The following is a 26091-nucleotide window of genomic DNA, read 5'->3' as shown; positions in this document are numbered from 1 at the left end:
CAGCCGACCGGTCGGTTCCCAACCCCTTGGACGGGGTGCGAAAGGGACTAGTGACTCGCCTGTCTCCGTCTCACCATGACGAAGACCCTCGTCGTCGGACTCGACGGAGCGAGCTGGGAACTGCTCGACCCGTGGATCGAGGCCGGCGAGCTCCCGAATCTGGCCGCGCTGCGGGACACCGGCACCTGGGCGGGGACGCAGAGCTGTCTGCCGCCGGTGACGTTCCCGAACTGGAAGTGCTACTCCTCGGGCAAAGACCCGGGCGGGTTCGGCGTCTTCTGGTTCGAGAACGTCGACCTCGCCGCGGGCGAGATCAACGTGATGAACGGCGGCGACTACGACACCGCTGAGCTGTGGGACTACCTCAACGACGAGGGGCAGTCGGCCGGCGTCGTCAACATGCCGACGATGTACCCGCCGCGGGACATCGACGACCTCGTCGTCGCCGGGGGTCCGGACGCCGTCGAGGGCGAATACCGGTCGATCAGCTCCGGCTACACCTCGCCGCCGGAACTGGCCGACGAACTCGAATCACGGTTCGATTACAGCGTCCACCCGGACCCGCTGCTGTCCTCGAACGACGAGCGCGGCGCGGAAGTCGAGGCCATTCTGGACCTGCTAGAGAAGCGCTTCGAGGTGGCGACGACGCTCATGGACGAGCGGGACCTCGATTTCGTCCACGTCACGCTGTTCTATCTCAACGTCCTGCATCACTTCTTCTGGGACGACGAGCCGAGCTTGCGTGCGTGGAAGATAGTCGACGAGTGGGTCGGCCGACTCGACGACCGCGAGGACCTGAACCTCGTCCTGATGTCCGACCACGGCTGTGACGCGACCCAGACGGAGTTCTACATCAACGAGTGGCTGGCCGAGAACGGCTACCAAGTTCGGGACACAAGCGTCGACGCGCTTCTCACGCAAATTGGGCTCGACCGCGAGAACCTGCTCGCGGTCGCAAAGCGGGCTGGACTGGTCGACACACTTGCCCGCGTCGTCCCCGAGTCCATCCAGCAACTCGTCCCGCAACGCGACGGCGTCAAACGGGACCGAAAGCTCGAAGCCATCGACCTGGAACAGACGAAGGTCGTCGCCAGCGGGCAGGGGCCGGTGTACATCAACCCCCGGTTCGACGTAGAATCGGTCCGTGAGTCGCTCATGGCCGACCTCCGCGAGGTAGAAGACGAGCACGGCCCGCTGTTCACGGACGTCTACAGAGGCGAGGACGTGTACAACGGCCCCTACGTCGACGCCGGCCCGGAGGTCGTCGTCGACCAGCGCCCGGGCGTCCACGTCAACGACGGCATCGGCGGCGGGACCGTCCAGAGCGGCCCCGACCGCTGGGCGGCCGAGAACACGCCCTACGGCATCTTCGCCGCCAGCGGGCCGGACTTCGAGCCGCAGGGCGAACTCGACAGAATCAGCATTCTCGACATCGCGCCGACGGTGCTGGCCGCCCACGGCTGTGCGGTGCCGACGGACATGCGCGGCGAGGTCCTCCCGGTGTTCCCCCAGGACCCCGCTGTCGGCGAGCGTGCCCCACTCAGTATCGAGGACGCCCTCGGAAGCGACGACGGCGACGCCGTCGAAGACCGGCTGAAACAACTGGGATACATGGAGTAGGTCCGTCTGTGAGTTCGACCGGCGTTCAAATGAGTGAACCCAATGGGATAAGTAGCCGCTCCCGATACACACCGGTATGGTTAGCATCGATCTGAACAACAGCCAGCGAACAATGCTTACGACGCTGGTAAACAGGTATCAACAGACCGGTGAGGCAGTTACCGGCGAGACAATCGCGGAGGAGATCGACCGGAACCCCGGAACGGTACGGAACCAGATGCAGAGTCTGACCTCGCTGGGACTCGTCGAAGGCATTCCCGGCCCGACGGGCGGGTACAAGCCGACGTCCGAGGCCTTCGACGCAATCGACCGCCAACAGATAGACGAGGCCGAGAGCGTCGTCGTTGCCCACGACTACGAGCGCGTCGACGTCACCGTCGAGGAAATCAACTTCACGAACGTCCACGACCCGGAGAAGTGCCGTGCCCGGTTCCACCTCCAGAGCTCGGTGCAGGACTTCAGCGAGGGACAGGCCGTCATTCTCGGGCCGACGCCAATCTCGAAGCTCGTCGTCGCCGGGACGGTTGTCGCCGTCGACGAATCGAACAGCGAAATCCTCCTCGACGTCGCGAAGATCGAAGCGCCTGTGGAAGAACCGGAGAAATAAGCGGTCCGTGCGGCCACGCAGTGTGCTGTAGCGCTTTCAGGGGTCGACGCGGTCGATCCACAGCGTCGGCGTCTCTATCTCGTCTTCGGTGGGGAGGGTGTCCGGCGAGTCCCAGACGCGCCCGGCCGCAGCGACGCCGCGGGCGTCGGCGACCGTGTCGAAGAACGCCTTCCCGCGTTCGTACTGCTGGCGCTTCATCCCGAGGCCGAGCAGCCGGCGCATGAGCGACGCGATGGGGCCACGCCCCTGCCGGCGCTCGTCGACTTTCCGGCGCAGGTCGTCGTACTCGTCGTCGAAGGCGCGGTCCATCAGCAGTTCCGCGTACCCCTCGACGGCGGTCATCGTGGTGTCGAGTTCGCCCAGCGTCGTCCGGTCGATGTTGCCGTCGGTGAGGTTGTCGATGGCGTCCTCCATCGCCGTTTCGAGGTGGTCGGACAGCCACGGGGCCGCGCCGAACTCCGCCGCGTGGGTGACCTCGTGGAACGCGATCCAGCGGCGGAAGCGGTCCCGCTCGACGTTCAACTGGTCGGCGACCCGATGGATGTTGGGGCGCACGAAGTACAGCGCGTGGGCGTCGTTGTCCGCGAGCAGGACGGGGTCGTACTGACCCAGGACGTTGTTCCCCAGAAACGAGAGCGCAACGGCCATCGATCCGGTGTTGACGACGCGGGCGATGCCGGGGATGTACTCGGCCTGCTGTTCAATCGGCTCCATCACGCGGCTGAACGTGGCGACGTTGGCGTCAATCCAGTGGTGGCGGTTCTGGATCTCGACGGTTTCGGGCAGGTCGAAGGCGAGTTCGCCGACCTCCCGGACGCGATCTCTGGCGTCCCGAACGTCGGTGGCGTAGCCGTCGCGTTCGGGCGTCTCGACGGTGAGGTCGCCCGTGTCCGTCGCGCCCTTCGCGGCGTCGGCGACGGCACTCCAGTCGATGGGGCCGTCACCGGTCGCACCGGCGACAGCCTGAACGCTGTGGTATATTCCCATACGTCTGAAATGTGGCCGGAGAAAATAGGCCTTCTCCCTGTGAAAACGACCACCGGCGTTCGGTTCGTGGCCTTGCTGTGGAGTTGGACGCTGTCCCTTACAGGGCTTCGTCGCGGTCGTCCCCGTCTGACCCGCCGAGGTACAGACGCAGGACGACCGCGACGAGCCCGACGGCACCGAGTACCGCGAGCGCGAGGCGACCGACGTTACGGCCACCGTCAGCCTCAGCGTCCGTTTCGTTGGTCGTCTCGCTCGTCCGGGACCGGGACCACCGTGATTTGCTGTCCGACTCGTCATCATCGTCGGGAGCACTGAACGGGGCGTTCGCAGTGAACTCAGCGCCGTCCAGATGCAGTTCGAGGAGAGTGAATTCGGCCATACTGACAGTTCGACGCCGTGACTCTTAGCCGTGGCGGTACCAGAGCCACGGTGGGACGGTCCCAGACCGCGTGCCGTCCGCTGTTTTCATGACCACGGGGCGATTATCCCGCGTATGGACACACGACGACGCGAGTTCCTGGAATCGCTTCTGACGACGCCCGGCCCGTCGGGGTACGAGGCCGACAGCCAGCGGGTGTGGCTCGACTACGTCAGCGAGTTCGCCGACGAGGTCCGAACGGACGACTACGGCAACGCCGTCGCGAAGGTCGAAGGTGGCGACACGACCGTCGCGCTCGCGGGCCACGGCGACGAAATCGGCTTCATCGTCCGGGACCTCACCGACGACGGCTTCGTCAAACTGGGCCGCATCGGCGGCTCGGACAAGACCGTCTCGCGCGGGCAACACGTCACCATTCACACGGCCGACGGGCCGGTATCGGGCGTCGTGGGCCAGACCGCGATTCACCTCCGGGATTCGGACGACGACTCCGTGCCGGAGATCGCCGAACAGCACGTCGACGTGGGGGCCGAGGACGGTGACGAGGTGGAATCACTCGTCGACCGCGGCGACCCGGTGACGTTCGTCCAGACGCTGAGCGAACTGGAGAACGGCCGCCTCGCGGCCCGAGGAATGGACAACCGTATCGGCATCTGGGCGGCCGCTGAGGGGCTTCGGCGCGCGGCGGAGGCCGGTGCGGACGCGACGGTGTACGCCGTCTCCACGGTGCAGGAGGAGGTCGGCGTCCAGGGGGCGAAGATGGTCGGGTTCGATCTCGCGCCGGATGTCGCCATCGCTGCTGACGTGACACACGCGACGGACTCGCCGGGTTCGCCGGGCAAAGCCGACACCGGCGTCGAACTCGGTGCGGGACCGGTCGTCGCTCGCGGGAGCGCGAACCATCCGGTCGCCGTCGACGCTCTCCGAGAGACCGGCAAAGAGGAGGACATCGACATTCAGTTGCAGGCGACGGGCAGCAGGACCGGAACCGACGCGGACGCCTTCTACACTTCTCGGGGTGGGATTCCGTCGGTCAACGTCGGACTTCCGAACCGCTACATGCACACGCCGGTCGAGGTCATCGATCCCGACGACCTCGACGCGCTCGCGGACCTGCTGGCCGGCTTCGCCGTCCGAGCGGCCGACCGAGCGCCCTTTAGCGTCGACGTGTAGGGAAGCAGACCGGCCTCGCGCGTGCCACCATACAAACGGTACGTTTAAGCGCCCGTCACTATCCAAACCGTACATGAGTGGACGACCGCTGGATGTACTCGAAGCGTCCCTCGGTGAGACGGTCACCGTACAGCTGAAAGGTGGCGAACTCTTTGAAGGAGAACTCACCGGCTACGATCAACACATGAACCTCGTCGTCGAGGATGAAGACACAACGATTATACGCGGCGATAACGTCGTCTCAATTACTCCATGACTGGCGCAGGAACTCCGAGTCAGGGCAAGAAAAACACCACGACGCACACGAAGTGTCGACGGTGTGGCGAAAAGTCGTATCACACGAAAAAGAAGGTCTGCTCGTCGTGCGGTTTCGGCAAGTCGGCCAAGCGGCGTGACTACGAGTGGCAGTCGAAAGCGGGCGAATAACACACTCAACACAAATGCACGAGAAGTGCGGCGTTGTTGGCATCTCTTTGGAGGACCGTGACGCCGCCCGACCGCTTTACTACTCCTTGTACGCGCTCCAGCACCGCGGTCAGGAATCAGCCGGTATCGTCACCCACGACGGGTTCCAGCAGTACAGCCACGTCGAGATGGGCCTCGTCGGTGACGCCTTCGACCCCGGTGACCTGGAATCGCTCAACGGCGCGAACGGTATCGGCCACGTCCGATACCCGACCGCCGGGAGCGTCAACGCCTGCTGTGCCCAGCCGTTCTCCGTCTCGTTCAAGTCGGGGTCGCTGGGGCTGTCCCACAACGGGAACCTCGTCAACGCCGACGAGATCGGCGACGAACTGGCCGACCTCGGCCACGCCTTCACTTCAGACGGCGACACCGAGGTCATCGCCCACGACCTCGCGCGTAATCTCTTAGAGGAGGACCTGGTTCGGGCTGTCAAGCGAACGATGAACCGTATCCACGGGTCGTACTCGCTGACGATTATGCACGACGAGACGGTGCTCGGCGTGCGCGACCCGCAGGGGAACCGGCCGCTGTGTATCGGCGAACTCGAGGACGGCTACGTCCTCGCCTCCGAATCAGCCGCCATCGATACGCTCGACGGCGAACTCATCCGGGACGTCAAGCCCGGCGAACTCGTCGTCTTGCACGCCGACGGCACCGGCTACGACACCTACCAGCTCGTCGAGCCCGAGAACACGGCCCACTGCTTCTTCGAGCACGTCTACTTCGCGCGACCGGACTCGACCATCGACGAGAACCTCGTCTACGAGGTCCGGCGCGAACTGGGCCGGAAACTCTGGGAGGAGTCCGGCGTCGAATCCGATGTCGTGCTCCCGGTTCCTGACTCCGGGCGCGCGTTTGCCTCGGGCTACGCAGAGGCCGCACAGGACGACGGCTCGGACATCGAGTTCGCAGAGGGGCTGATGAAAAACCGGTACGTCGGCCGGACGTTCATCATGCCGACTCAGGACGAGCGCGAACGGGCCGTCCGGTTGAAACTCAACCCCATCAAATCGACCATCGAGGGGAAAAGCGTCACCATCATCGACGACTCTATCGTCCGCGGGACCACCTCGACGCAACTGATTCAGTTGTTGAAAGACGCCGGGGCCGAGGAGGTCCACGTCCGTATCGGCGCGCCGCCCATCGTCGCCCCGTGCTACATGGGCATCGACATGGCCTCCCGCGATGAACTCATCGCCGGGAACCAGTCCGTCGACGAGATTCGCGACGAAATCGAGGCGGACTCGCTGTCGTATCTCTCTATCGACGCCATCGCGGAAACGCTGGACAAGAGCCGGGCTGACCTCTGTCTCGGCTGTGTCACCGGCGAATACCCCTACGACATTGATGGCGAGGCGACGGACCGCGACGTGGCCCGCCCGGACATCGGCACGCAGTCGCGCCCAGCTGACGACTAAGGCGGCTGTGAGCGGCCACAAAGGCATCACGTTTTTACTGCCTCCGGGTGAGCGTCCAGCCATGCCTGGTCCCGCGTTTCTCGAAACCGAGCGGACAGCCCTCCGGTCACCAGACCGCGACGACCTCGACTGGATACGGCAGGTGTTCCACCACGAACAGGTCTGGGGGCTGGGGACGTACGCGAAACCCTCAACCGCCGACCAACTGGAGACGTTCTATGAGGAGACACTTTCCAATGAGGACTCGGTTCATCTGCTGGTCTGTGTCGACCCGGCCGGGAGTCCCGGACGGGTCGAGGACCGAACCGAACCGGTCGGGCTCGTCGCCATGACTGACCACGACCCGGAGCGGGGCACAGCCGAACTGGGCTACTGGCTTGACCCGGACGCCTGGGGCGAGGGGTACGCCACTGAGGCGGCGGGCAGACTGGTCCAGTACGGCTTCGACCAGCGGGCGCTCCGGAAGTGGTCGGCAAAGATTGTGGGCGGGAACGACCGCTCCGTCGCGGTGGTCGAACGGCTTGGATTCACGAAGGAAGGGACACACCGCGAAGAGTGGTATCTCGACGGCGCGTGGCGTGACATGTTGTGGTTTGGGTTGCTCCGAACGGAGAGCGACTGATAGTGAGTATTGCGACTGGTTGCCGCTCCGACCGCACGCTGTCGTGCGGTCGATGTGGTACTGACTCGCAATAATCACTATGACGTTACCAGACCAGATACAGCATCGTGTAGACGGCGATCCCCATCGAGAAGGAGATCAGCCACAGCCCCGCGGCCAGCTTTCCGGCCCGCGGGTGGTTCGTCGACGGCAGTTCCGAGACGGGGTACGTGTAGGCCAGCAGCAGGACGTAGTACACCGCCGGGATGGCGATGATGGCAAGCAGGATGTGGATAGCGAGGAAGGGGAGATAGAAGTACGTCTCGACGACTGCCGGGCCGGTGAAGTCCGTCGGCCCTTCAAGCGTTATCCGGTAGAGGTACAGGACGAGAAACAGAGCGAACAGGCCGAACGAGGAGAGCATCAGCTTCCGGTGTCGGGCGACATCGCCGCGGCGGATCGCTCGGATACCGCCGACGATTGTTCCGATAGCGAGGGCGCTGACCACGGCGTTGGCGTGGGGGATCGCCCCGAGTACGCTCGCGGGCGCAGCCGGGAGAGCGGACTGTGGAATCGCCCCGAGAACGGCCCCGAACACGAGCGCGAGCGACACGACCGTCAACAGGCCAGTGAGTGCTGGCACGCGATACCGAGCCTGAAGATCCATACCACAACTCCGGACTGGACGCAAAATACGGTTTCGAGTCACGTACGGCGAGGCGGGGTCACTACGTGGTTTTCGCTGCCGGCCGCTCGACGTCGGTTACGTCCAGTCGGACCCGTCCCGTCGAGTCGTTGGAGAGGGCGGTTTCCCACCCGTGACCGTGTGCGATTTCCCGGATCACGGCGAGGTGGAGCCCGACCCCTTCGTCACTGGAGGCGTAGTAGAGTTCAAACGGTTTCTCGTTTCCCGTCTCCAACGGGGTGCCGTCGTGTTCGAGGGCGAACCCGTCGACCGTGTCCGTGATCGTTATCTTCTCGGTATTGCCCTGCTCCGTCGCGAACCGGAAGAAGTTCTCCGCGAGCTGACACAGTCGGCCACTATCGGCCAGTATCGTCTCGGTACAGTCGATTTCGATGGTCGACCCGTCGGTGTCGACCGTCGTCCAGGCGTTCGCCATCACGTCTGAGAGTGTTACCGGCTCGACGGTGTACTGTCGGCCACCCTGACGGGCGATTTCCATGAGGTCGTCGATGAGAAACGACATGCGGGTGTGGCTGCGCTGGATGGCGTCGAACTCCTCGGCGGCGTGTTCCGCGGCTAGCAGTTCGACTCGTCCCATCGCCGCCTGAAGCGGGTTCCGGAGCTCGTGTGAGATTATCTGTGCGAGCTCTCGGAGTCGCTCTTTTTGTCGTTCCAGTTCCGTCGTCCGCTGCTGGAGCGCGTCTTTCGTCTGGCTCGCGTCGATAGCCAGCGCGATGTTGTGGCCGACTTCCCGGAACGTGTCCTGTTCTTCCGTGTCGAAGATATCGACGCGGTCTGCGTACACTCCGAGGACGCCGTACGACGTCCCATCGTACACCAGTGGGACAGCGAGAACTCGGGCACAGTCCGTTTCCAGTACGTCTGTGTCATTTGCGAACGTTGCTGGGTCGATATCCGCAACGACCAGTCGGTCCTCCGACTCGGCGCGGCACAACGGCTCCGGCACGGTGATGGAGACGCGGTCCCGCTGTGAACCCAGCGCTCGAACGACCGGCCTGTCGTGCTGACAGGTCACCGTACAGGCTTCGCTGTATCTGGCTGTGCCCGCCAGAACCGCCGAGACGTCGCGTTCGATATCCACCCGCGACTGTGAGCGGACGAGCGCTTGATTGACCAGCCGGACGGCCTCGTTGAGCTGTTTTCGCTTGTTCGCCCGTTGACGGGCCGGGCTGGAAGCGACGGCGGCGTCGACCCGCGCCAGAAGCCGCTGGTGAGCGTCGCTCACTGTGCTCGGAACGTAGCCGAACACGTCGCGGCTGTAGGCCTCGCGGGCGATGTCGCCGTTTGTCACCTCGGCAAAGAGGACGACCGGGAGTTCGGGGTGATTTCGTTGCAGTCGATCAATAAGGGTCAACCCACCGAGATACTGTGTCCCGTCCGGGTTCTCCACTTCGCAGTTCGTGACGACACAGTCCGTGTCGTAGTCGCCGAGCGCACACTCCAGATCGCGAACACCGTCGAATTCGTGGACGGTGAGATCACTGTCCCGGAGCATCGAAATCGCGGCCCTGTCCTGGCTCGGACTACGGACAAACAGGACGGTGGGCTGTGACTTCATCACCCTTCCGAGGAGACACACGCATAAAGAAGTTACACCACGAAATACTCCATTGTTGACACCTCTACCATCTCAGCGACGCTATTGCCCATTTCAGGGGACGATTTATACACACGGCACCGTATCCTTTGATGATGGCACAACCGGGGCTGGAAATCCATCGGACCCAGTCGGCAGTCATCGATGCGATACAATCTCTTATCGACAGTGCCGAGGAGAGCCTCACGGTTGCGGTCCCGAAATCGTCCCTCCCGGAGTTTGTCCCGCAACTCAGCGCCGCTATCGAGCGGGATGTACTGGTATTGTTACTGGTCCACGGCGATGCGACGGCACCGACGCCCGCATACGAGGATATCGCAACGGCGGTCAGGACAATCGAGAGCGGTATTACCCCACTGCTCGTGACCGCAGATATCCAGCGCGGACTCACTGGGCATTCCGGACTGCTGACCGACTCGATAGCAGAATATCAGGCGACCGAGTTCGACAACGAAAACCTCGCTCACGACGAATTCGCGATGTTTCTCGGCACTCATTGGCTGATGGGGACGGAACACTACATCGCTAGCGTGTGTGCGTTCCCGCGAACGTTCTCCGCGTTCCAGTTCGCGGTACTCATGGCGGCGCTGGCGTTGCGCGCGGGGACGGCGATCACTGCTCGCGCTCGGGTCATCTCGACTGCGGACCGGACGGAGACGACGATATCGGGACCGGTGATAAACGTCCGGCAGAGCGTCGTCTATCCCGCATCGAGCACGAACCCGGCCGAACGGTCACTCACTATCGAGACCGATGCCGGACCGGTCACTGTCGGCGGGGCCGGTGCGACGAAGGAAGCCTACGAGTGTCGCGAGATCACGCTGGACAGGGCTGACGACGAATAACGCAGCGAGAAAATCGCCTGTAAGACGTAACAATCAGCGTCGGTGTGTCGACCGTCGCTATCGAGTGCCGACCGTCGCTACTGGAAGGTGCGACTGGCCGTGCTCTCGTCAGTGACGCCGGGTTCGGCCCGGTCGAAGCGCTGCTCGATTTCGTCGTAGCGCTCGCGGGTCTCCTCGGTGACGCTGGGGCCGACTTCGGAGAGCGCGTGCTCGAAGTGGTCCATCGTCACGCGGACGTTGCTGACACTGTCGCCGATGTCCTCGGGGTCCACGCTGTTGATGAACTCCCGGGTCGCGGCCATCGACGCCTCGCGGGCGACCGCTTCGATGTCCGCGCCGACGTAGCCGTCCGTGCGGCTGGCCAGTTCGTCGAGGTCGACGCCGTCGGCCAGCGGCTTGTCGCGGGTGTGGACCTGGAAGATGGCGCGGCGCGCTTCCTCGTCCGGGACGGGCACATGGACGTGCCTGTCGAGTCGGCCGGGGCGCAGGAGCGCGTCGTCGATGAGGTCCGGTCGGTTGGTGGTCGCAACGACCACGACGTTCTCCATGTCCTCGATCCCGTCCAGTTCCGTCAGGAGCTGGGAGACGACGCGTTCGCCGACGCCGGAGTCGGTCGTGCCGCCGCCACGTTCGCCGGCGATGGAGTCGATCTCGTCGAAGAACACCACGGTCGGGGCGTTCTCGCGGGCCTTGCTGAACACTTCGCGGACGCCCTTCTCGGACTCACCCACGAACTTGTTCAGGAGTTCCGGCCCCTTCACGGAGATGAAGTTGGACTGGGCCTCGTTGGCGACGGCCTTCGCCAAGAGCGTCTTCCCGGTGCCGGGCGGGCCGTACATCAGTACGCCCTTCGCGGCTTCGAGGTCCATCGACTCGAACACGTCTTCGTACTCCAGAGGCCACTGAATGGTCTCCCGGAGCCGTTCCTTGGTGTCTTCGAGTCCACCGACGGAGTCCCAGGTGACGTCCGGGACTTCGACGAACACTTCCCGGAGCGCGGAGGGCTCGATGCCCTTCATCGCCTCGCGGAAGTCTTTGTCGCTGATCTCCAGGCGTTCGAGCACCTCGGCGTCGATCTCGTCGGATTCGAGGTCGAGTTCGGGGCGGATGCGCCGGAGGGCGTTCATCGCGCTCTCTTTCGTGAGGGTCGCGAGGTCAGCGCCGACGAAGCCGTGGGTGTTCTCGGCGTAGTTCTCGATGTTGATCTCCTCGGAGAGGGGCATCCCGCGGGTGTGGACCTGCAGGATCTCCTTGCGGCCCTTCTTGTCCGGGACGCCGATTTCGATCTCGCGGTCGAAGCGGCCGCCACGGCGCAAGGCGGGGTCGATATCGTCGACGCGGTTGGTCGCGCCGATGACGATGACCTGTCCGCGCTCTTCGAGCCCGTCCATCAGGCTGAGCAGCTGGGCGACGACGCGGCGCTCCACGTCGCCCTGGGTCTCGCCACGCTTCGGGGCGATGGAGTCGATCTCGTCGATGAAGACGATAGCGGGGGCGTTCTCCTCGGCCTCTTCGAAGACCTCACGGAGTTGCTCCTCGCTCTCGCCGTAGTACTTCGACATGATCTCCGGCCCGGAGATAGTGGTGAAGTACGCGTCGATCTCGTTGGCGACGGCCTTGGCCATCAGCGTCTTGCCCGTGCCGGGCGGGCCGTGCAGGAGGACGCCCTTCGGCGGCTCGATGCCGAGCTGCTGGAACAGTTCGGGGTGGCGCATCGGCAGCTCGATCATCTCGCGGACCTGTTCGAGTTCGCGGTCGAGCCCGCCGATGTCCTCGTAGGTCACGTCGGGAGTGTCGCTCGCTTCAGGTGCGCCCTCGCCGCTGTGGACCTGCTCGGCGGGCATCTCGCTGACCTGGATGTCCGTGGAGTCGGTCACGACGACCGTGCCGGAGGGCTCGGTCTCGGCGATCTTCAGCGGGATCTTCTGGCCGGACATCGAGGAGAGCGGTCCGAGGCCGAAGCTCACCGGAACCGTCTGGCCCTGCGTGACGGCCTGGCCGCTGAGGTTGTTGCGGATCATCGGACCGACGTTGCCCCGGACCCGAAGGTTCTGGGGCAGCGCGACGGTGACCGAGGTCGCGGGGTTGACGTCGGCCTTCTCGATGTTGACGGGGTCGTCGATACCGACGTTGGCCTCCTGGCGGAGCTGCCCGTCGATGCGGACGATGCCCTTCCCCTCGTCCTCGGGGTAGCCGGGCCAGACCCGGGCGACAGCGCGACTGTCCTGCTTCCCCTCGAGAACTATGTAGTCGCCGTTCTCGAGTTCGAGTTCGTCCATCGCGGCGCGGTCAATCGCCGCGAGGCCACGGCCAGCGTCTTTCTGTTTGAGTGGTTTAACAGTAAGTCTCATCAGTTATCTCCCTCGCCGTCTGACAGTTCGATAGTGAGAACCCCGTGGTTGATAAACGCTCGTGCGTCGCCAGCGGGGATCTCCTGTTCGTACTGGTGGCCGTCTGCGACGACGATGACGGTCCCGTCGACCACATCGACACTCGCATCGGCGGCAGGTCCCACGTCCGCCGCGAACACGACGCTGTCGTCGTACTCGAATCGGCGGAGGGGCGTCTCGTCGAACAACTGCTGTTCTGAAGTCATGCTAACTCAAAGTAAGCGTGACAAGTATATAAATCTATCGCCGAAATACGCTGTACGGCGGAAAAATGAGTGTAGTTGCTTGAATGCGGTTCACACCTCAGCTGAGCGCGCCAACCTTTTATCCACACCGCTTCCGAACGGTGTCGCATGGAACGGGTCAATCACGACGGGCGAGTCACGGCGTACAGACAGACACAGCCTGCGGCATCGGGGCCGACGGCGCTGTATGTCCACGGCAGCGGGGCGACACACCGCGTGTGGGGTCGTCAGTACGTGCCATCCGGACCGGCTCACCCCGCCGTCGCACTGGACCTGTCAGGGCACGGAGATTCGGACGATATCGACACCGACGCCGGGACCACGACACTCGACGCCTACGCGGACGACGTGGTCGCTGTGGGGCGGGAGACAGACGCGGAGGTGCTGGTCGGGAACTCGCTGGGCGGGGCCGTCGCCCAGTGGGTCGCACTGGAGCGGGACTGGACGCCCGAGGCGATAGTGTTGCTGGGGACCGGCCCCGAACTCCCGGTGTTCGAGGGATTACAGGAGTGGCTCGCGGACGACTGGGACCGCGCCGTCGAGTTCCTGCACGAACGGGACCGCCTGTTCCACGACACCGGCCACGAGGCCGTGTCGCGCTCCCACGAGCAGATGGAGACGGTCGGGCAGGCGGTAACCCGCCGCGACTTCATGACGTGTCACGGTTTCGACGTGCGCGAACGACTGGGCGAGATTGACGTGCCCCTGCTGGCCGTCTGTGGCGAACACGACAAACTGACCCCGCGTGCGTATCACGAGACACTGGCCCGCGAGGTCCAAGACGGAGCGGTGTCGTTTATTCCCGACGCTGCACACCTCGCGATGGTCGAACAGGCCGAGACGTTCAACGACGTCCTAGAGGAGTTCATCGATGACACGGTCTGAGCGGGCCTGAGCGGCTGGAGAGGGGTTACTCTCCGGAGTAGACCCACGGCCCAAGCGCGAAAAACAGCAGCGAGATGGCGAGCATCGCCCGCGGCCCAGCCCGGAAGAACGCCGCTGGTGCGACGACGGCGACAGCCTGCACGACACCCATCGGGATGGCGTATTTCGGCCCTGGCTTGGGGTAGTCGAAGGGCGCGATCATCGCAAGCGAGAGACCGAGCGCGCCGACACTCAGGACGAGCGGGTTCGTGACGCCGCTCAGATACGCCGTCGCGATGATGATACTCCCGAGGGTGTTCGGCATGCCCGGCCGCTCGTCGGGAGAATCGAAGTACGTCGAGTAGAACGCGGTCCGGACGATAGAGCACACGACGTACGCGGAGGCGAGCAGGGCGAGGCCGACGAACACGGCCGGATGGGCGGACTCGATGCCGCCGTAGGCGTCTGTCAACAGCACGTACAGAAAGAGGCTCGGTGTCGCGCCGAAGGAGACCACGTCAGTCACAGAGTCGAGCAGCGGGCCGACCGCCGAACTGTCGCCGTTCCGGGCGACGATCCCGTCGATAGCGTCGGCGATAACAGCCAGCAGAATGAGCCGAGCGGCCAGATGCGGGTCGGTGAAGGCGATGGCTCCGGCGACAAACCCGACGACGGCGTTGAACAACGTCACCGTGTCGGCGACACTGAGTCGTCGGCGTACCTCGAAGCCCATGGTTCCCCGGTTGGCCACGGCGTATATGAAGGACTCGAAAACGAACGCTACGCAGTGCCGACCGGCCGCGTTACTCCTCCGGGAGGTCGTGGCCGATAACGAGGCGAGCGGTGGTGGCGAGCGTCCCAACGACGAGGACGACCAGTTCCCAGCCGCTTCGGGCGATGGGGAACACGCGGTCGACGTTTTCTGGTTCCGGTTGTCCCGGATTCGGGTCGATGCCGGTACTCATCTGTACCTCGCTGGAGTTGCCCATCGACTGCGTGGTCGACCCGCCGCTCCCGCCCGTGCCGGTGCCACCGGAAGCCTGAGAGGACGGCTCGGGCAGTTCGACGAACGTCTGGACGATGCCGCGCTGGCTCGACAGCTCCAGATGGCCGCTGAGCTGATAGAACTGGTCGTACAGCGGCCAGAAGAGGTTCGCACCGCCCGTAATCATGTCAAGCAGGACGTGGCCCACCGCATACACCACGACACAGAACCAACTGACTCGAACACCGTAGGCCCCCCATCGGCCCCTGATATACGAGTCGTCGCGCACGTACAGGTCAACTGCGATGAGGAGCGCCAGCACCGCGGGGATGACGAGGTTCGTCGTCGCAGCCCGGTGGCCGGCCTGCCAGTAGAGGCCCACGAACGCGTCTACATCGGGAAACGTGACAACAAGTATTGAAAGGAGCAGCGACCGCTTGTCGAATGCAGCACCCAGCAGCGTTGCGGCGAGTAACCCAACGAAGGCGTAGTGAACCACCAGCGAAGGCATATAGATATCAACACCACCACAGAAATGAGCGTTGTGGTGGGCGCTATCAGAATGAGAAACTACCCCACTTGATTAATATACCCATAGTAAATACGTTGTTAGTGGGGAATCGGTGGGGTGGTGCGGCACCCACTATCACTTCTGTAAACAGTATCGACACACCGAGTCAAAACAGCGAAAACGAGAACCGCTCAGTCTGCCGTGATTTCCTGCTGTGCCGTGGCCGTCTGATTCTTCATTGGGGCGACGAGCCTGTAGAGCGCGTACAGGGCCAGGACCAGGAGGCCGGCCAGGACCAGTCCGGTCCGGAGCGTCGGATCGATCATCGGGGTGGCGATGATCTCGCCCGCGTCGTTCGTCAGCGGTGCCGCGCTGTAGGGCTTACCCGCCAGTATCTCCACGATGCCGAGGACGACGACGCCCAGCAGCATCAGTCCGCCGCTGAGTGCCATCGCCGCTTTGTCGATGACGGTGGTGTGTTGTTGCATTGGTGGTCACCTCCTTAGCCGAGCAGGTACCTCAGTTTCGGGTGTCGTTTGACCAGTGTGGTCTTCTCGATGATCGCGTCGAGGCCGTAGTAGCGACCGGTAGCCAGCACGATCATCGTCATGAACAGCAGCATGCCCATGAAGTCGCTGTTGACCAGCCCGTGGCCGAACTCCGCGTTGCCGATCCAGAACAGGGCCATGAAGAAGACCCCGAAGACGGAGGCGAGCCTGACTAGCGCGCCGACCATCAGTCCCAGCCCGATGAGCGTCTCGCCCAGCGGGACCATTGCCTGAATGAGCCAGCCAAGGTATTCGCCCATCAGCACGGGGAGCGGACCGAGTGCCGTGCCAGTCATCTGCTTGAGATACGTCGGCCCGTAGCTGTAGGCCAGCCCGTTCTCGATGAGCTTCGTTACGCCTGCGTGGAAGAACCACCAGCCGGTTACGACACGCAGGAACGCCAGCCAGTACGCGGTCCAGGCCCCGCCGAGCTCGAGCTCGAAGTCGTCTGCCAGGGGGTTCGCCGCTTGATAGGACATCTGTGTCACCTCACATATAGAGTTCCGCGCCGCTATGATATATAAGGGAACGAGCGTTCCCACCGAGTGAAAACACATCTCAGCCCCTGAGAAGGGATGTATCAGCCGTTTAGCGTTTCGACACCTGTTCGGTTGCGTTTTTATTTCCTCCGACGGGGAGACACCACGGGCCACCGTGAGGTTCAAACCATCCATGCAACTACGGTAGGACACCAATGGTACTCGAACTGACGGGCGAACACACCACAGCGCGGGTGATGGTCGACGACGAATCGCTCGTCGAGGCTGGGTGTCGGGAGCAGATAGAGACGCTCATCGACCATCCTGCGTTCACCGAACCGGTGCGGATCATGCCGGACACGCACTGGGGGGCCGGCGCACCCATCGGCTTCACGATGCCGCTTGGCGACCGCGTCGTCCCGAACATCGTCGGCGTCGACGTCGGCTGTGGGATGGCCGCGACGAACCTCGGGCCGGAGCTCCCGCTGGAAGACGAAGAGCGCGAGCGCCGCGTCCGCGAGGCGGTCCCGATGGGGCGGTCGGTTCACGACTACGACGACGCGGTCCATTTCGTCGAGGAGTTCCCGTCCGAGCGGGCCAACCGCATCTTCGAGCAGTTCGACGCGGCCTACGCCGAGCGGTTCGGCGAGCACATCGACCCTGTAGAGTTCGATTTCGACGGCTACGACGAGGAGTACTTCGAGTCGCTGTGTGACCGCGTGCTGGCCGACCAGCGCCAGGGAATGGGGTACATAATCAAGAGTGCGGGGACGCTGGGCGGCGGGAACCACTTCGTCGAGTTCGGCCGGGCACGCGAGTCGGGCGACTACTGGCTGGTCATCCACAGCGGGTCCCGGTATCTGGGTAAGTCTGTCGCCGAATACTGGCAATCGACGGCGACGGACCGCCGGACCATCGGCGAGATCCGCGAGCAGATCCCCGACGAGTACGTCGAGTATCTCAAGTTCGACCCCGATACAGTCGAATCGCGGGACCTCTACGCCTGGGTCACCGGCGGCATGGGCGAGTCCTACATCCGGAAGGACCGCCTCCGGCGCGAACTCGACGGCAAGGAAATCGAGGACGCCTTCGACGCGCTGGGACAGGTCCAGGACGCCATCCACAGCAGCGACGACGAGGACCGCAACACGGACTTAGACTGGCTCGAAGGCCGCGAGGCTCACGGCTACCTCGTCGACATGCTGTTCGCCCAGCAGTACGCCCGCTGGAACCGCGAACTGATGAGCGACGCCGTCTGCGACGCGCTGGGGATCAACCCCGTTGACCAGTTTCAATCGATTCACAATTATATAGATTTCAGGGACCTGACCATCCGAAAAGGTGCGACCCCGGCCCGCGAGGGACAGCGGCTGCTGGTCCCGTTCAACATGGCCGACGGGTCGATTATCGCACGCGGGAGGGGCAACGACGAGTACCACCAGACAGCGCCGCACGGCGCGGGTCGCGTGATGAGTCGCCGGCAGGCCCACAGCGAGGTCGACATGGACGAGTTCGCCGCAGCGATGGACGGCGTCTACTCGGAGTCCGTCATTAAAGGTGTCCGGGACGAAGCGCCGATGGCGTACAAGGACGCCGAGGCCATCCTCTCGGCCCTCCGGCCGACAGCAGAGGTCGTCGAGTGGGTCGACGCGGTCCACAACCTGAAGGCGACTGAGTGAGCGGACCTGTTAGTTCGGCAGAAAGTGATTTGCACGCGAAGGCCTTGTGTCCTGTATGACCATTCTCGTGGCTATCGCCAACGATTCGGTCTCTCCGGCGGTCATCGATACGGCAGTTCGACTCGCTGACGGGTTCGACGAGGAACTGTACGTCGTCCACCTCGTCGACGAGGACACCGCCGACGGCACGGCCATGCAACTCCGGGACGAGATGCGCGACCGGTTCCGCGACGCCACCGTCGTGGCGACGGTCGCTATCGAACACGTCGGTCGGTCCGCGATGCGTTCGGGCACGCGGATCGGCAACGAACTACTGGAACTCGCAGCCGACGTGGATGTTCGGCACATCGTCATGGGCCACGAGCCGAAGGGGCTGGCCGGCAGACTCCGGGAAGGCGACGCCGCAGTCGCTGTCATCGACGCCGCCGACGTGCCCGTTACTATCGTCCCCGAACGCCCGTCCGACGTGTAAGCGTCGCTCTGAGTATCACAGACCCAGTTCCCGGCCGAGTACCATTCGCTGAATCTCGCTTGTCCCCTCGCCGATTTCCATGAGCTTCGCGTCCCGGTAGAACCGCTGTGGCGCGAAATCAGTCGTGTAGCCGTACCCGCCAAGCACCTGGACGGCGTCCTCGGCGACCTCACAACAGATTTCGCTGGCGTCGAGCTTTGCCAGCGAGGAGAGCCGCGTCACGTCCTCGCCTTGGTCGTACATCGTCGCCGCCTTGTGGGTCAGCAGGCGGGCGCGCTCGATTTTGCGGTCCATCTCGACGATCTTGTCCCGGACGGCGTCGAACTTCGAGATGGGGCGGTCGAACTGCTCGCGTTCGGTGGCGTAGGACTTCGCGGCCTCGAAGGCCCCCTGTGCGAGCCCCGTCGAGAGCGCAGCAATAGAGATGCGGCCGCCGTTGAGCGTCTTCAGCGTCTGCTCCCAGCCGTCGCCTTCGTCGCCGAGCAGTCGGTCCGCGGGAATCCGACAGTCGTCGAACTGGAGTTCGCAGGTCGGTGAAGCGTTCAGCCCCATTTTGTCCCATTCGGTCGTCACCTCCCAGCCGTCGTCATCGGGACCGACGATGAACGTCGAGATGCCGTCGTAGCCGGACTCAGGATCGGTGACGGCTTTGACTAGCACCGACCCGGCGACGGAGGCGTTCGTGATGAACTGCTTGGTGCCGTTGATGACGTACTCGTCGCCGTCCCGCTCGGCCGTCGTGTCCATGTCGCTGGCGTCGCTCCCGCTGCCCGGTTCAGTCAGCGCCCAGCCGCCGAGGTGTTCGCCGGAAGCGAGCGGTGTGAGCCAGCGCTCTTTCTGTGCATCTGTGCCAAACAACTCTATGGGCTTGCTTCCGAGCGAGGTATGGGCCACGTACGAGAGCCCGATGCTCCCGGAAACGCGCCCGAGTTCCTCGGCGACGAGCGCGTACATCAACGTATCGCCGCCCAGACCACCCCACTCCTCGCTGATCGGCACACCCATGACATCAAGCTCGCCCAGTTCCTCGAATATTTCCGCCGGAAACCGGTGCTCGTCCTCTATCTCCTGGGCTATCGGCTGAATCTCGTTCTCGCAGAACTCGCGGACCGAATCCCGTATCATCCGGTGTTCGCCGGGAACGTCGAACTCCATACCGAATCTATGTTCTGTGTTATTAAATAGCACACGGAGGCAGACACAAGCCATTTGCCCGTCCACGGCTTTTCTCAGGTGGAATGGCGTTCCGGCGACTCCTCCGCGGGACGGTCCCCTGGGAGCAACTCGAAGGCGTGGTGCGAGCGGTAATGGAGCGGTACGACGAGCCCGCGGCCCATGTGGCGTTTCTGGAGGCGGACAACTGGCTCTCGACTCCGCTGGTCGTCAATGATCAGTGGTTCGTGAAAGTCATCACGGGGCAGAACTCGCTGGTTCATACACTGTTGACCGCCGGCCGAAACATCGGCGCGTTCTCGTCAGGGACCGAGGGTTTTTTCGAGCATTTCGGGACGCCCTACGAGATGGCAGAACACGAACTGGCGGCGACCCGGCGGATGCGGGAGATCGGCGTCAACGCCCCCGAGCCGATAGAGGCCTTCGAATACGACGGGATGGGGGTACTCGTGCTGGAGTACATCCCAGACTTCGAACCGCTGGACGACCTCCCGGCCGAGACCGTCGAGCGACACAGCCCGACGGTGTTTGACTTTCTTCACCGGATGCACGAGGACGGCCTGGCTCACGGCGATTTCCGGTGTGAGAACGTGCTCGTGGCCCACGACGACCTGTACTTCATCGACGCCACGAGCGTGCGCGAGGAAGCGATCAGCGACGCTCGCGCCTACGACCTTGCCTGTGCGCTGGGCGCGTTGGAGCCGCTCATCGGTGCGCCGCCGGCTGTCTCCGCCGCCGCACGCCACTACGATACGTCCGAGTTGCTGGCCGCGGAGGAGTTCCTCGACTTCGTCAACATCCGCCCGGACCACGACTTCGCCGCCGCAGAAATCCGTGGAGCCGTGGAAAAACGCGCATAGACTGGCTCGGAACAGTGTCAGTCCGCCGGCGTTGCCCCGACCGCCCGGCTTCTTGCGACAACGCCGATACCGACGAGCACGACGGCCCCGCCGGCGACGGTCGACGGCCCGGGCATCTCCGCGAGTAACAGCAGCGCCAGCAGCGCGCTCCCGACCGGTTCGCCGAGCAGTGAGACGCTAACCATACTGGATTCGACGTGTGCCAGTGCCCAGTTGAGGACGGTGTGGCCGAACACACCGGGGCCAACGGCCATCGCGAGAAACAGCACCCACTCCCGCGGCGGGTAGCCGGTCACGGGGTGGCCCGACGCGACGACGAAGGCGAGGAGGCAAAACGCGGCGACGCCGTAGACGACGGTCACGTAGGGGATGAGGGGGAACCGCTGGCGGAGCGAGCGCCCGGCGAGCACGTAGCCGGCGGCCATGACACCGCCGACGAGGGCCAGCGCGTTGCCGTACAGCGGACGCGGGCCGATGGCGCCACCGCCGAGCAGTTCGCCGACGGACATCACGACGATGCCGCCGATAGCGACGAGGATGCCCGCCGTCGTGCCGCGTGTGACGCGCTCGTCGAGCAGCGCCCACGCGCCGACAGCGACGAACAGCGGCTGGCACTGGACCAGCGTGACTGACGCCGCGACGCTCGTCCACGCCAGACTCTCGAACCACGCGGCGAAGTGAACCGCGAGCGCGACGCCAGTCGCCGCAGCCGCCAGTACATCCCGCCGGGAGAGCCGTCCGAACGCCGACCGATGCCGGCCCAGCGCCAGCGGGGCCAGCAGCGCGGTCGTCAGCAGGACGCGATAAAAGGCCGCGACCGACGCCGCTGCCGCGCTCCAGCGGACGAGAATTGCGCTCGTACTGACTGCGAGCACGGCGACAGCCAGCGCGATTCGCGGGTCGACTCGCGGCTCCGTCACGTCCGTTTCGCTCCGTTGTGGCGCGGAGACACCACGACTTCATCAGTTACCGCGACGGCGCGTCTACTCATCCTCTGGCAGTATCCGACACGGGGATAAAGAAACACCGGAGACCATAGTCGGGACCGTGCCGTCCGCGGACCCGAATACGCTAGCCTTCGAGCAGTTCCTTCGTCTGCTGATGGCGATACCGAAACATCGGCTCCATCCCCAGACAGCCGAAGGGGCCGAGCGCCTGGCCCAGCGGTCCGCCAGGCAGTTCGAACTCGACGTGGTCGTGGACGAGCGTCTCCCTGTCGCTCAGCGCTTTGAACGTATGCGTGTGTTCCCAGTGGGGGAACGGCCCTTCCTCCATCACGTCGCGGAACATCGCTTCGTCCTCGCCCTCCTCCCGCGCAACGATATTCGAGACCCAGCGCTGGCGCGGCGGCACGCCGAACGGCTTGATTGAGGATTCGACAACCGACCCGGCGGTCAGTTCCTCGGGATTCGGCTCGCCATCCGGTCCCCGCTCCGCCTCGATGCGGATGTTCATCCAGTCGGGAGTCAGCGCGACCAGCCCATCGCCCGTCGCGTGGAACTTCCAGACTTCTGACAGCGGGGCTTCGACGCGAACCTGCCGCTCGTAAACGTTCATACACGCAGTAGGGGAAGCGCCGGCAAAACACCCGCGATAGCCACGACCGATGCCGGGACGGAGTCAGGGCCAGATACCGCCTTCCTCTGCGGCAGCGACGACGCGCTGGATGGCGACGACGTACATCGCCGTCCGGAAGTTCGGCGCGCCGGTCTCCTCGTAGGTCTCGACGAGGTCGTCAAACGCGTTCGTAATGATGGTCTCCAGTTCGTCGTTGACCCGCTCTTCGGACCAGTAGAACCGCTGGCGGTTCTGGACCCATTCGAAGTACGACACCGTGACGCCGCCGGCGTTGGCGAGGATATCAGGGAACACGGCCACGTCGCGCTCCGTGAATACGTCGTCCGCGTTCGGTGTCAGCGGGCCGTTTGCCGCCTCCACGACGATGTCGGCCTGTACGTCGCGTGCGAGGTCGCCGTCGATGGCGTTTTCGAGCGCCGCCGGAACGAGCAGATCCACGTCCATCGTCAACAGCTCCTCGTTCGTCAGCTCTTCCGTCGCGCCCTCGTAGCCGGCTAGCGACCCGGTCTCGCTTTTGAACGCCTTCGCGTCGCGTGCGTCGAGTCCGTCGGAGTTGTAGACGGCACCGGAGGAGTCGGACACTGCGACAATGTTCGCGCCCAAGTCCTCGATGAGCTTCGCCGCGACGGAGCCGGCGTTCCCGTAGCCCTGTACGGCCACGGTTGCGTCCTCGATGTCCTTGCCGAGATAGTCGAACGCTTCGCGTGCGGTGAGCATCACGGAACGACCCGTCGCCTCAACGCGGCCCGCACTGCCGCCCGACTCCGGGGCCTTGCCGGTGATGACGCCGGGCTCGGTGGTGTTCTCCAGCGTCTCGTATGTGTCTTTGATCCAGTTCATCTCGCGCTGTCCGGTGTTGACATCGGGCGCGGGGATGTCCCGGTCCTCGCCGATGATCGGGCGAAGTTCCTTCGCGAACGACCGCGTTATCCGCTCTATCTCGTCGGCCGAGTACTGGCGCGGGTCGATCTCGATACCGCCTTTCCCGCCGCCGTAGGGGATGTTAACGGCGGCGCACTTGTACACCATCCAGCCTGACAGCGCCTTGACCTCGTCGCGTGTGACCTGCGGGTGATAGCGGATTCCGCCCTTGTACGGCCCTCGGTCGCCGTTGAACTGTGAGCGATAGGCTCGAAACACCTCGACGGAGCCGTCGTCCATCTCCACGGAGAGGTTCGTCTCCAGCACTCGCTCGGGGTGTTTCAGCCGTTCGAGCACGTCGGTCGAATATTCGAGATAGTCCGACGCGTCGTCGATCTGCTCCTGTAAACTCTCAAACGGGTTTACCTCTGGAGACATACGCGGAATGTCTCAGACTGTGGGCAAAAGAGTACCGCCGTCCATGGGATTCTCTAGACGAGCGATACCCACAACGGCACTAGTCGGCCACATGGATTGCTGGCGATTGAGCACGGTCGTCCATGGCGATACGATCCGTGCGGAAACGGCGGTCCTGTACAAGCGACTGACCGGCGACGAAGTCGTGGTATCGCTACGATGCAGGTCGACGCTGCAGCAAGGGCGACACGCTCGTCTGTACGTTCGAGCGGACGGCCTTTGTCCAGCGTGCAGACGACTGAAATCGGAGGACGGAAACCCCGAGACGGCTACAGGCTAATCAAGAGGACCGCGTTTATCACGACGGCCGCCACCCACGGGAGCGCTAGCCCGAGCGGCACGACGACGCCGCGCTGCTCGTTCAGCAGCTGGCGGGTCAGCCCTGCAAGCCCGAGAACGCCGACTTTCGTCGCTCCGAGAACGGCGATCCCGAACGTCTCTATCGCGGCCCGCATCACGGGGTTTCCCTCGTGGAGGCCGTGCTGGAGGCCGACGTGTGTCAGCCACACGTCGACGATGAGCGTCACGGCGACTACCAGCCATAGCTCTCGCTCGACGGCCGCTAGTTCGTCAAGCAGGGCGCTACACCACCTGTCGATGATCCCTATCGGGACCGTTCGGTCCGTTGTGAACACGTCACCCTCCGCAACCACGCCCCCACGTGGTCTGTTATCCTGTTTTCACCCAGTGTATTAAATACACAGTGTTTACTACTGAAACGGAAGGGGTAGGGGCTGTCTACTCCCGAGAAACACGGGTGTATGGGCCGCCACGAATACAGTCAGAGAATCGTCCCGTGTTTCTTCTCTGGTCGGTCCTTTTCGACGTCCTCGTATAGGTCAAACCGGGCAACGGTTTCGTCTCGGAGGTCACCCGGCGGAACGATCTCGTCGATGACGACTTCGCTCGCCATCCGGTGGACGTCGATGCCTTCGCGGTACGCCTCGCGTAGCTCCTGCTCGCGCTCGGCCCGCTCTTCCGGGTCGTCGATTGCGTCCAGTTTGTTCGCGTACACCGCGTTTATCGCGGCTTCTGGCCCCATGATCGCGATTTCGCTGCCCGGGAGCGCGAGGGTCGCTTCGGGGTCGTAGGCGGGGCCTGACATGGCGTAGATGCCCGCGCCGTAGGCCTTCCGGACGACGACGCACTGTTTCGGAACGGTGGCCTGCGAGGTAGCGTAGATCATCCGCTTCCCGGCTTCCAGTATGCCCTCCTTTTCGACCGAGGAGCCTGCCATGAACCCCGGCGTGTCACAGAGGTACAGCAGTGGGATGTTGTAGGCGTCACAGGTCCAGACGAAGCCGGCCGCTTTGCGGGCCGAATCAGGGAATATTGCGCCGGCCCGCTGGCTCGGCTGGTTGGCGACGATACCGACGGGCCGGCCGTCGACTCTGGCGAATCCAGTCAGAATTTCGGCCCCGTACTCCGACTGCAGTTCGAAGAAGGAGTCGGCGTCGACGATGTGTTCGATAACTCGGTGCATATCGTAGCCTTTGTTCGGTTCTGCGGGGATGACCGAGTCGAGGCCCGCAGGGTCAACTGCCGGCGCGGTTCCGTCGGTCCGTGGCGGTTTCTCGTCAGCGTTATCGGGCAGATACGTGATGAGTTGCGCCACGAGCTCGCGGGCGTGGTCCTCGTCGTCGGCGACCAGATCCGCGCTGCCGGAGTGACGGGCGTGCAGGTCCGGCCCGCCGAGCGTTTCGAGGTCGATGTCCTCGCCAGTGACCATCTCGACCATTCGGGGGGATGCGATTGCCAGTGCGCTCATGCCACGGACCATGACGGTGAAGTCGGCGAACACCGGTGTGTAGGCCGCGCCAGCGATACACGGGCCGTATAGGACGCATATCTGTGGAACCGCGCCAGATAGCAGCGAGTGGTTGTAGTAGAACTTCCCGATCCCTTCGCGGTTGGCGAAGAAGCCTCGTTGCTGGTCGATACGGCCGCCCGAGGAATCGACCAGATACAGTAACGGCTGTCCGCTCTTCAGCCCGCGCTCTTGCAGTCGGAGGAACTTCTCGACGCCGTGGCGAGCGATTGATCCTGCCTTGACGGTGAAGTCGTTGGCGGCGACGTGTACCTGTCTGCCCTCGAAGGTCCCCGCGCCGGTGATGAGTCCGTCAGCCGGCAGCCGGTCGTCCTCGTCGTCCACGTCGGGACTGCTGGGATGCCACGAGTCGAAGTTCGCGAACCGGCCGTCCTCGAAGTCCAGGCCATCGTCGCCGAACCAGAGTTCGAGTCGGTCGCGGACGAACAGCTTCCCCTGCTCGGTGAGGCGGTCGCGGTACTTCTGCGGCCCGCCACGTTCGATGTCGGCGATCTCTTCACGGAGGCGTTTCTCTCGTTCCGTCGGTGCAGCGTCCGCCGAATCGCCGTCCACGGCTGTATCTTCGGCCCCATCTTCATCGGTCACCTCGCGGACTAACGTCGGGGTTTCCTCGTCGCCGACGTACACTTCCACAGTTCGGCCGGTGTGTTCGGCGACGGCGGCCGCGATGGCCGACGCCTCGTCGCGCGTGGCCTCGGCCGCGATATGCACTTTCATACCACACCCAACGGACCCGGGGATCA

Annotated in this window: 28 protein-coding genes; 12 read left to right on the top strand and 16 right to left on the bottom strand. The window is 64.0% G+C overall.

Features of this window, described 5'->3' with window-relative positions:
* The first annotated feature begins 75 nt into the window (after positions 1-75).
* On the top strand, positions 76-1620 hold the full coding sequence (locus GJ630_RS03495; RefSeq protein ID WP_050038024.1) for an alkaline phosphatase family protein: 1545 nt from the start codon (positions 76-78) through the stop codon (positions 1618-1620).
* A gap of 76 nt (positions 1621-1696) precedes the next feature.
* Positions 1697-2227 (top strand): Rrf2 family transcriptional regulator, encoded by a 531-nt coding sequence (locus tag GJ630_RS03490; protein WP_023843253.1) that lies wholly within the window; start codon positions 1697-1699, stop codon positions 2225-2227.
* Between the two features lie 36 nt (positions 2228-2263).
* Here GJ630_RS03490 and GJ630_RS03485 read toward each other — a convergent pair whose 3' ends face one another.
* Together GJ630_RS03485 and GJ630_RS03480 are read right to left on the bottom strand one after the other, a co-directional pair.
* Positions 2264-3214, bottom strand: a complete 951-nt coding sequence (locus GJ630_RS03485) for a zinc-dependent metalloprotease (RefSeq protein WP_014040293.1) — start codon at positions 3212-3214, stop codon at positions 2264-2266.
* 97 nt (positions 3215-3311) lie between these two features.
* Complete coding sequence (locus tag GJ630_RS03480) at positions 3312-3593, bottom strand: hypothetical protein (RefSeq protein WP_050007106.1); 282 nt, start codon at positions 3591-3593, stop codon at positions 3312-3314.
* A gap of 114 nt (positions 3594-3707) precedes the next feature.
* Here GJ630_RS03480 and GJ630_RS03475 point away from each other — a divergent pair, with 114 nt between their 5' ends.
* The 5 genes from GJ630_RS03475 (at position 3708) to GJ630_RS03455 (ending at position 7271) form a co-directional block, all read left to right on the top strand.
* Positions 3708-4766 carry a M20/M25/M40 family metallo-hydrolase gene (locus GJ630_RS03475; RefSeq protein WP_191449391.1) on the top strand — a complete coding sequence of 353 codons (1059 nt, stop codon included), beginning with the start codon at positions 3708-3710 and terminating at the stop codon, positions 4764-4766.
* Between the two features lie 73 nt (positions 4767-4839).
* Entirely contained in the window at positions 4840-5022 is a 183-nt protein-coding gene (locus GJ630_RS03470) for an LSM domain-containing protein (protein WP_004517917.1), read from the top strand.
* Entirely contained in the window at positions 5019-5192 is a 174-nt protein-coding gene (locus GJ630_RS03465; RefSeq protein ID WP_004517916.1) for a 50S ribosomal protein L37e, read from the top strand. The genes GJ630_RS03470 and GJ630_RS03465 overlap by 4 nt, the downstream gene beginning before the upstream one ends.
* 14 nt (positions 5193-5206) lie before the next feature.
* A complete protein-coding gene (gene purF / locus GJ630_RS03460; protein ID WP_191449390.1) occupies positions 5207-6649 on the top strand; it encodes an amidophosphoribosyltransferase in 1443 nt (480 codons plus the stop codon).
* Positions 6650-6710: 61 nt separating this feature from the next.
* Positions 6711-7271: a GNAT family N-acetyltransferase gene (locus GJ630_RS03455; RefSeq protein ID WP_044951824.1), complete on the top strand. Its 561-nt coding sequence runs from the start codon at positions 6711-6713 to the stop codon at positions 7269-7271.
* An 85-nt stretch (positions 7272-7356) separates the two neighbouring features.
* Here the strand turns inward: GJ630_RS03455 and GJ630_RS03450 are convergent, their stop codons facing one another.
* Both GJ630_RS03450 and GJ630_RS03445 read right to left on the bottom strand, forming a co-directional pair.
* Positions 7357-7917, bottom strand: a complete 561-nt coding sequence (locus GJ630_RS03450; RefSeq protein ID WP_191449389.1) for a DUF420 domain-containing protein — start codon at positions 7915-7917, stop codon at positions 7357-7359.
* 61 nt (positions 7918-7978) lie between these two features.
* A complete protein-coding gene (locus GJ630_RS03445) occupies positions 7979-9514 on the bottom strand; it encodes a hybrid sensor histidine kinase/response regulator (RefSeq protein WP_191449388.1) in 1536 nt (511 codons plus the stop codon).
* Positions 9515-9645: 131 nt separating this feature from the next.
* Between GJ630_RS03445 and GJ630_RS03440 the strand changes: the two genes are divergently transcribed.
* Positions 9646-10398, top strand: a complete 753-nt coding sequence (locus tag GJ630_RS03440; RefSeq protein ID WP_050038019.1) for a TrmB family transcriptional regulator sugar-binding domain-containing protein — start codon at positions 9646-9648, stop codon at positions 10396-10398.
* A gap of 77 nt (positions 10399-10475) precedes the next feature.
* On the opposite strand, the gene GJ630_RS03435 is transcribed toward GJ630_RS03440, so the two are convergent.
* Both GJ630_RS03435 and GJ630_RS03430 read right to left on the bottom strand, forming a co-directional pair.
* On the bottom strand, positions 10476-12749 hold the full coding sequence (locus GJ630_RS03435; RefSeq protein ID WP_014040285.1) for a CDC48 family AAA ATPase: 2274 nt from the start codon (positions 12747-12749) through the stop codon (positions 10476-10478).
* The gene (locus GJ630_RS03430) at positions 12749-12994 is read right to left on the bottom strand and encodes a hypothetical protein (protein WP_014040284.1); all 246 of its coding nucleotides are present in this window, start codon (positions 12992-12994) and stop codon (positions 12749-12751) included. The genes GJ630_RS03435 and GJ630_RS03430 overlap by 1 nt, the downstream gene beginning before the upstream one ends.
* Before the next feature lie 147 nt (positions 12995-13141).
* On the opposite strand from GJ630_RS03430, the gene GJ630_RS03425 reads away from it, so the two are divergent.
* A complete protein-coding gene (locus tag GJ630_RS03425) occupies positions 13142-13918 on the top strand; it encodes an alpha/beta fold hydrolase (RefSeq protein WP_191449387.1) in 777 nt (258 codons plus the stop codon).
* Positions 13919-13943: 25 nt separating this feature from the next.
* Here the strand turns inward: GJ630_RS03425 and GJ630_RS03420 are convergent, their stop codons facing one another.
* From GJ630_RS03420 to GJ630_RS03405, 4 genes are all read right to left on the bottom strand, one after another.
* Positions 13944-14630: a protein sorting system archaetidylserine synthase gene (locus GJ630_RS03420; RefSeq protein WP_191449386.1), complete on the bottom strand. Its 687-nt coding sequence runs from the start codon at positions 14628-14630 to the stop codon at positions 13944-13946.
* Positions 14631-14700: 70 nt separating this feature from the next.
* The gene (locus GJ630_RS03415) at positions 14701-15393 is read right to left on the bottom strand and encodes a metal-dependent hydrolase (RefSeq protein ID WP_023843252.1); all 693 of its coding nucleotides are present in this window, start codon (positions 15391-15393) and stop codon (positions 14701-14703) included.
* A 191-nt stretch (positions 15394-15584) separates the two neighbouring features.
* A complete protein-coding gene (locus GJ630_RS03410; RefSeq protein ID WP_014040280.1) occupies positions 15585-15881 on the bottom strand; it encodes a hypothetical protein in 297 nt (98 codons plus the stop codon).
* A gap of 14 nt (positions 15882-15895) precedes the next feature.
* On the bottom strand, positions 15896-16420 hold the full coding sequence (locus GJ630_RS03405) for a DoxX family membrane protein (RefSeq protein WP_044951822.1): 525 nt from the start codon (positions 16418-16420) through the stop codon (positions 15896-15898).
* A 215-nt stretch (positions 16421-16635) separates the two neighbouring features.
* Here GJ630_RS03405 and GJ630_RS03400 point away from each other — a divergent pair, with 215 nt between their 5' ends.
* Together GJ630_RS03400 and GJ630_RS03395 are read left to right on the top strand one after the other, a co-directional pair.
* Positions 16636-18099, top strand: coding sequence for an RtcB family protein (locus GJ630_RS03400; protein WP_191449385.1), 1464 nt, complete (start codon positions 16636-16638; stop codon positions 18097-18099).
* 55 nt (positions 18100-18154) lie between these two features.
* The gene (locus GJ630_RS03395; RefSeq protein ID WP_191449384.1) at positions 18155-18571 is read left to right on the top strand and encodes a universal stress protein; all 417 of its coding nucleotides are present in this window, start codon (positions 18155-18157) and stop codon (positions 18569-18571) included.
* Positions 18572-18586: 15 nt separating this feature from the next.
* On the opposite strand, the gene GJ630_RS03390 is transcribed toward GJ630_RS03395, so the two are convergent.
* Complete coding sequence (locus GJ630_RS03390; RefSeq protein WP_191449383.1) at positions 18587-19726, bottom strand: acyl-CoA dehydrogenase family protein; 1140 nt, start codon at positions 19724-19726, stop codon at positions 18587-18589.
* Positions 19727-19809: 83 nt separating this feature from the next.
* Between GJ630_RS03390 and GJ630_RS03385 the strand changes: the two genes are divergently transcribed.
* Positions 19810-20604: an RIO1 family regulatory kinase/ATPase gene (locus GJ630_RS03385; RefSeq protein WP_014040275.1), complete on the top strand. Its 795-nt coding sequence runs from the start codon at positions 19810-19812 to the stop codon at positions 20602-20604.
* A gap of 17 nt (positions 20605-20621) precedes the next feature.
* On the opposite strand, the gene GJ630_RS03380 is transcribed toward GJ630_RS03385, so the two are convergent.
* The 5 genes from GJ630_RS03380 to GJ630_RS03360 form a co-directional block, all read right to left on the bottom strand.
* The gene (locus GJ630_RS03380) at positions 20622-21524 is read right to left on the bottom strand and encodes a DMT family transporter (RefSeq protein ID WP_371726885.1); all 903 of its coding nucleotides are present in this window, start codon (positions 21522-21524) and stop codon (positions 20622-20624) included.
* 151 nt (positions 21525-21675) lie between these two features.
* Complete coding sequence (locus GJ630_RS03375) at positions 21676-22161, bottom strand: SRPBCC family protein (protein WP_014040273.1); 486 nt, start codon at positions 22159-22161, stop codon at positions 21676-21678.
* A gap of 63 nt (positions 22162-22224) precedes the next feature.
* Entirely contained in the window at positions 22225-23481 is a 1257-nt protein-coding gene (locus tag GJ630_RS03370; protein ID WP_014040272.1) for a Glu/Leu/Phe/Val dehydrogenase, read from the bottom strand.
* 308 nt (positions 23482-23789) lie between these two features.
* Positions 23790-24173 carry a DUF5658 family protein gene (locus GJ630_RS03365; RefSeq protein WP_050007112.1) on the bottom strand — a complete coding sequence of 128 codons (384 nt, stop codon included), beginning with the start codon at positions 24171-24173 and terminating at the stop codon, positions 23790-23792.
* Between the two features lie 128 nt (positions 24174-24301).
* Positions 24302-26065, bottom strand: coding sequence for an acyl-CoA carboxylase subunit beta (locus GJ630_RS03360; protein ID WP_064288012.1), 1764 nt, complete (start codon positions 26063-26065; stop codon positions 24302-24304).
* Between the last annotated feature and the right edge of the window lie 26 nt (positions 26066-26091).

It is taken from the genome of Haloarcula sp. CBA1122 (assembly GCF_009741785.1).
In the GTDB taxonomy this organism is placed as follows: domain Archaea; phylum Halobacteriota; class Halobacteria; order Halobacteriales; family Haloarculaceae; genus Haloarcula; species Haloarcula hispanica.
Note: the sequence above shows the minus strand (reverse complement) of the source record. Positions and strands in the feature narration are given on the sequence as shown.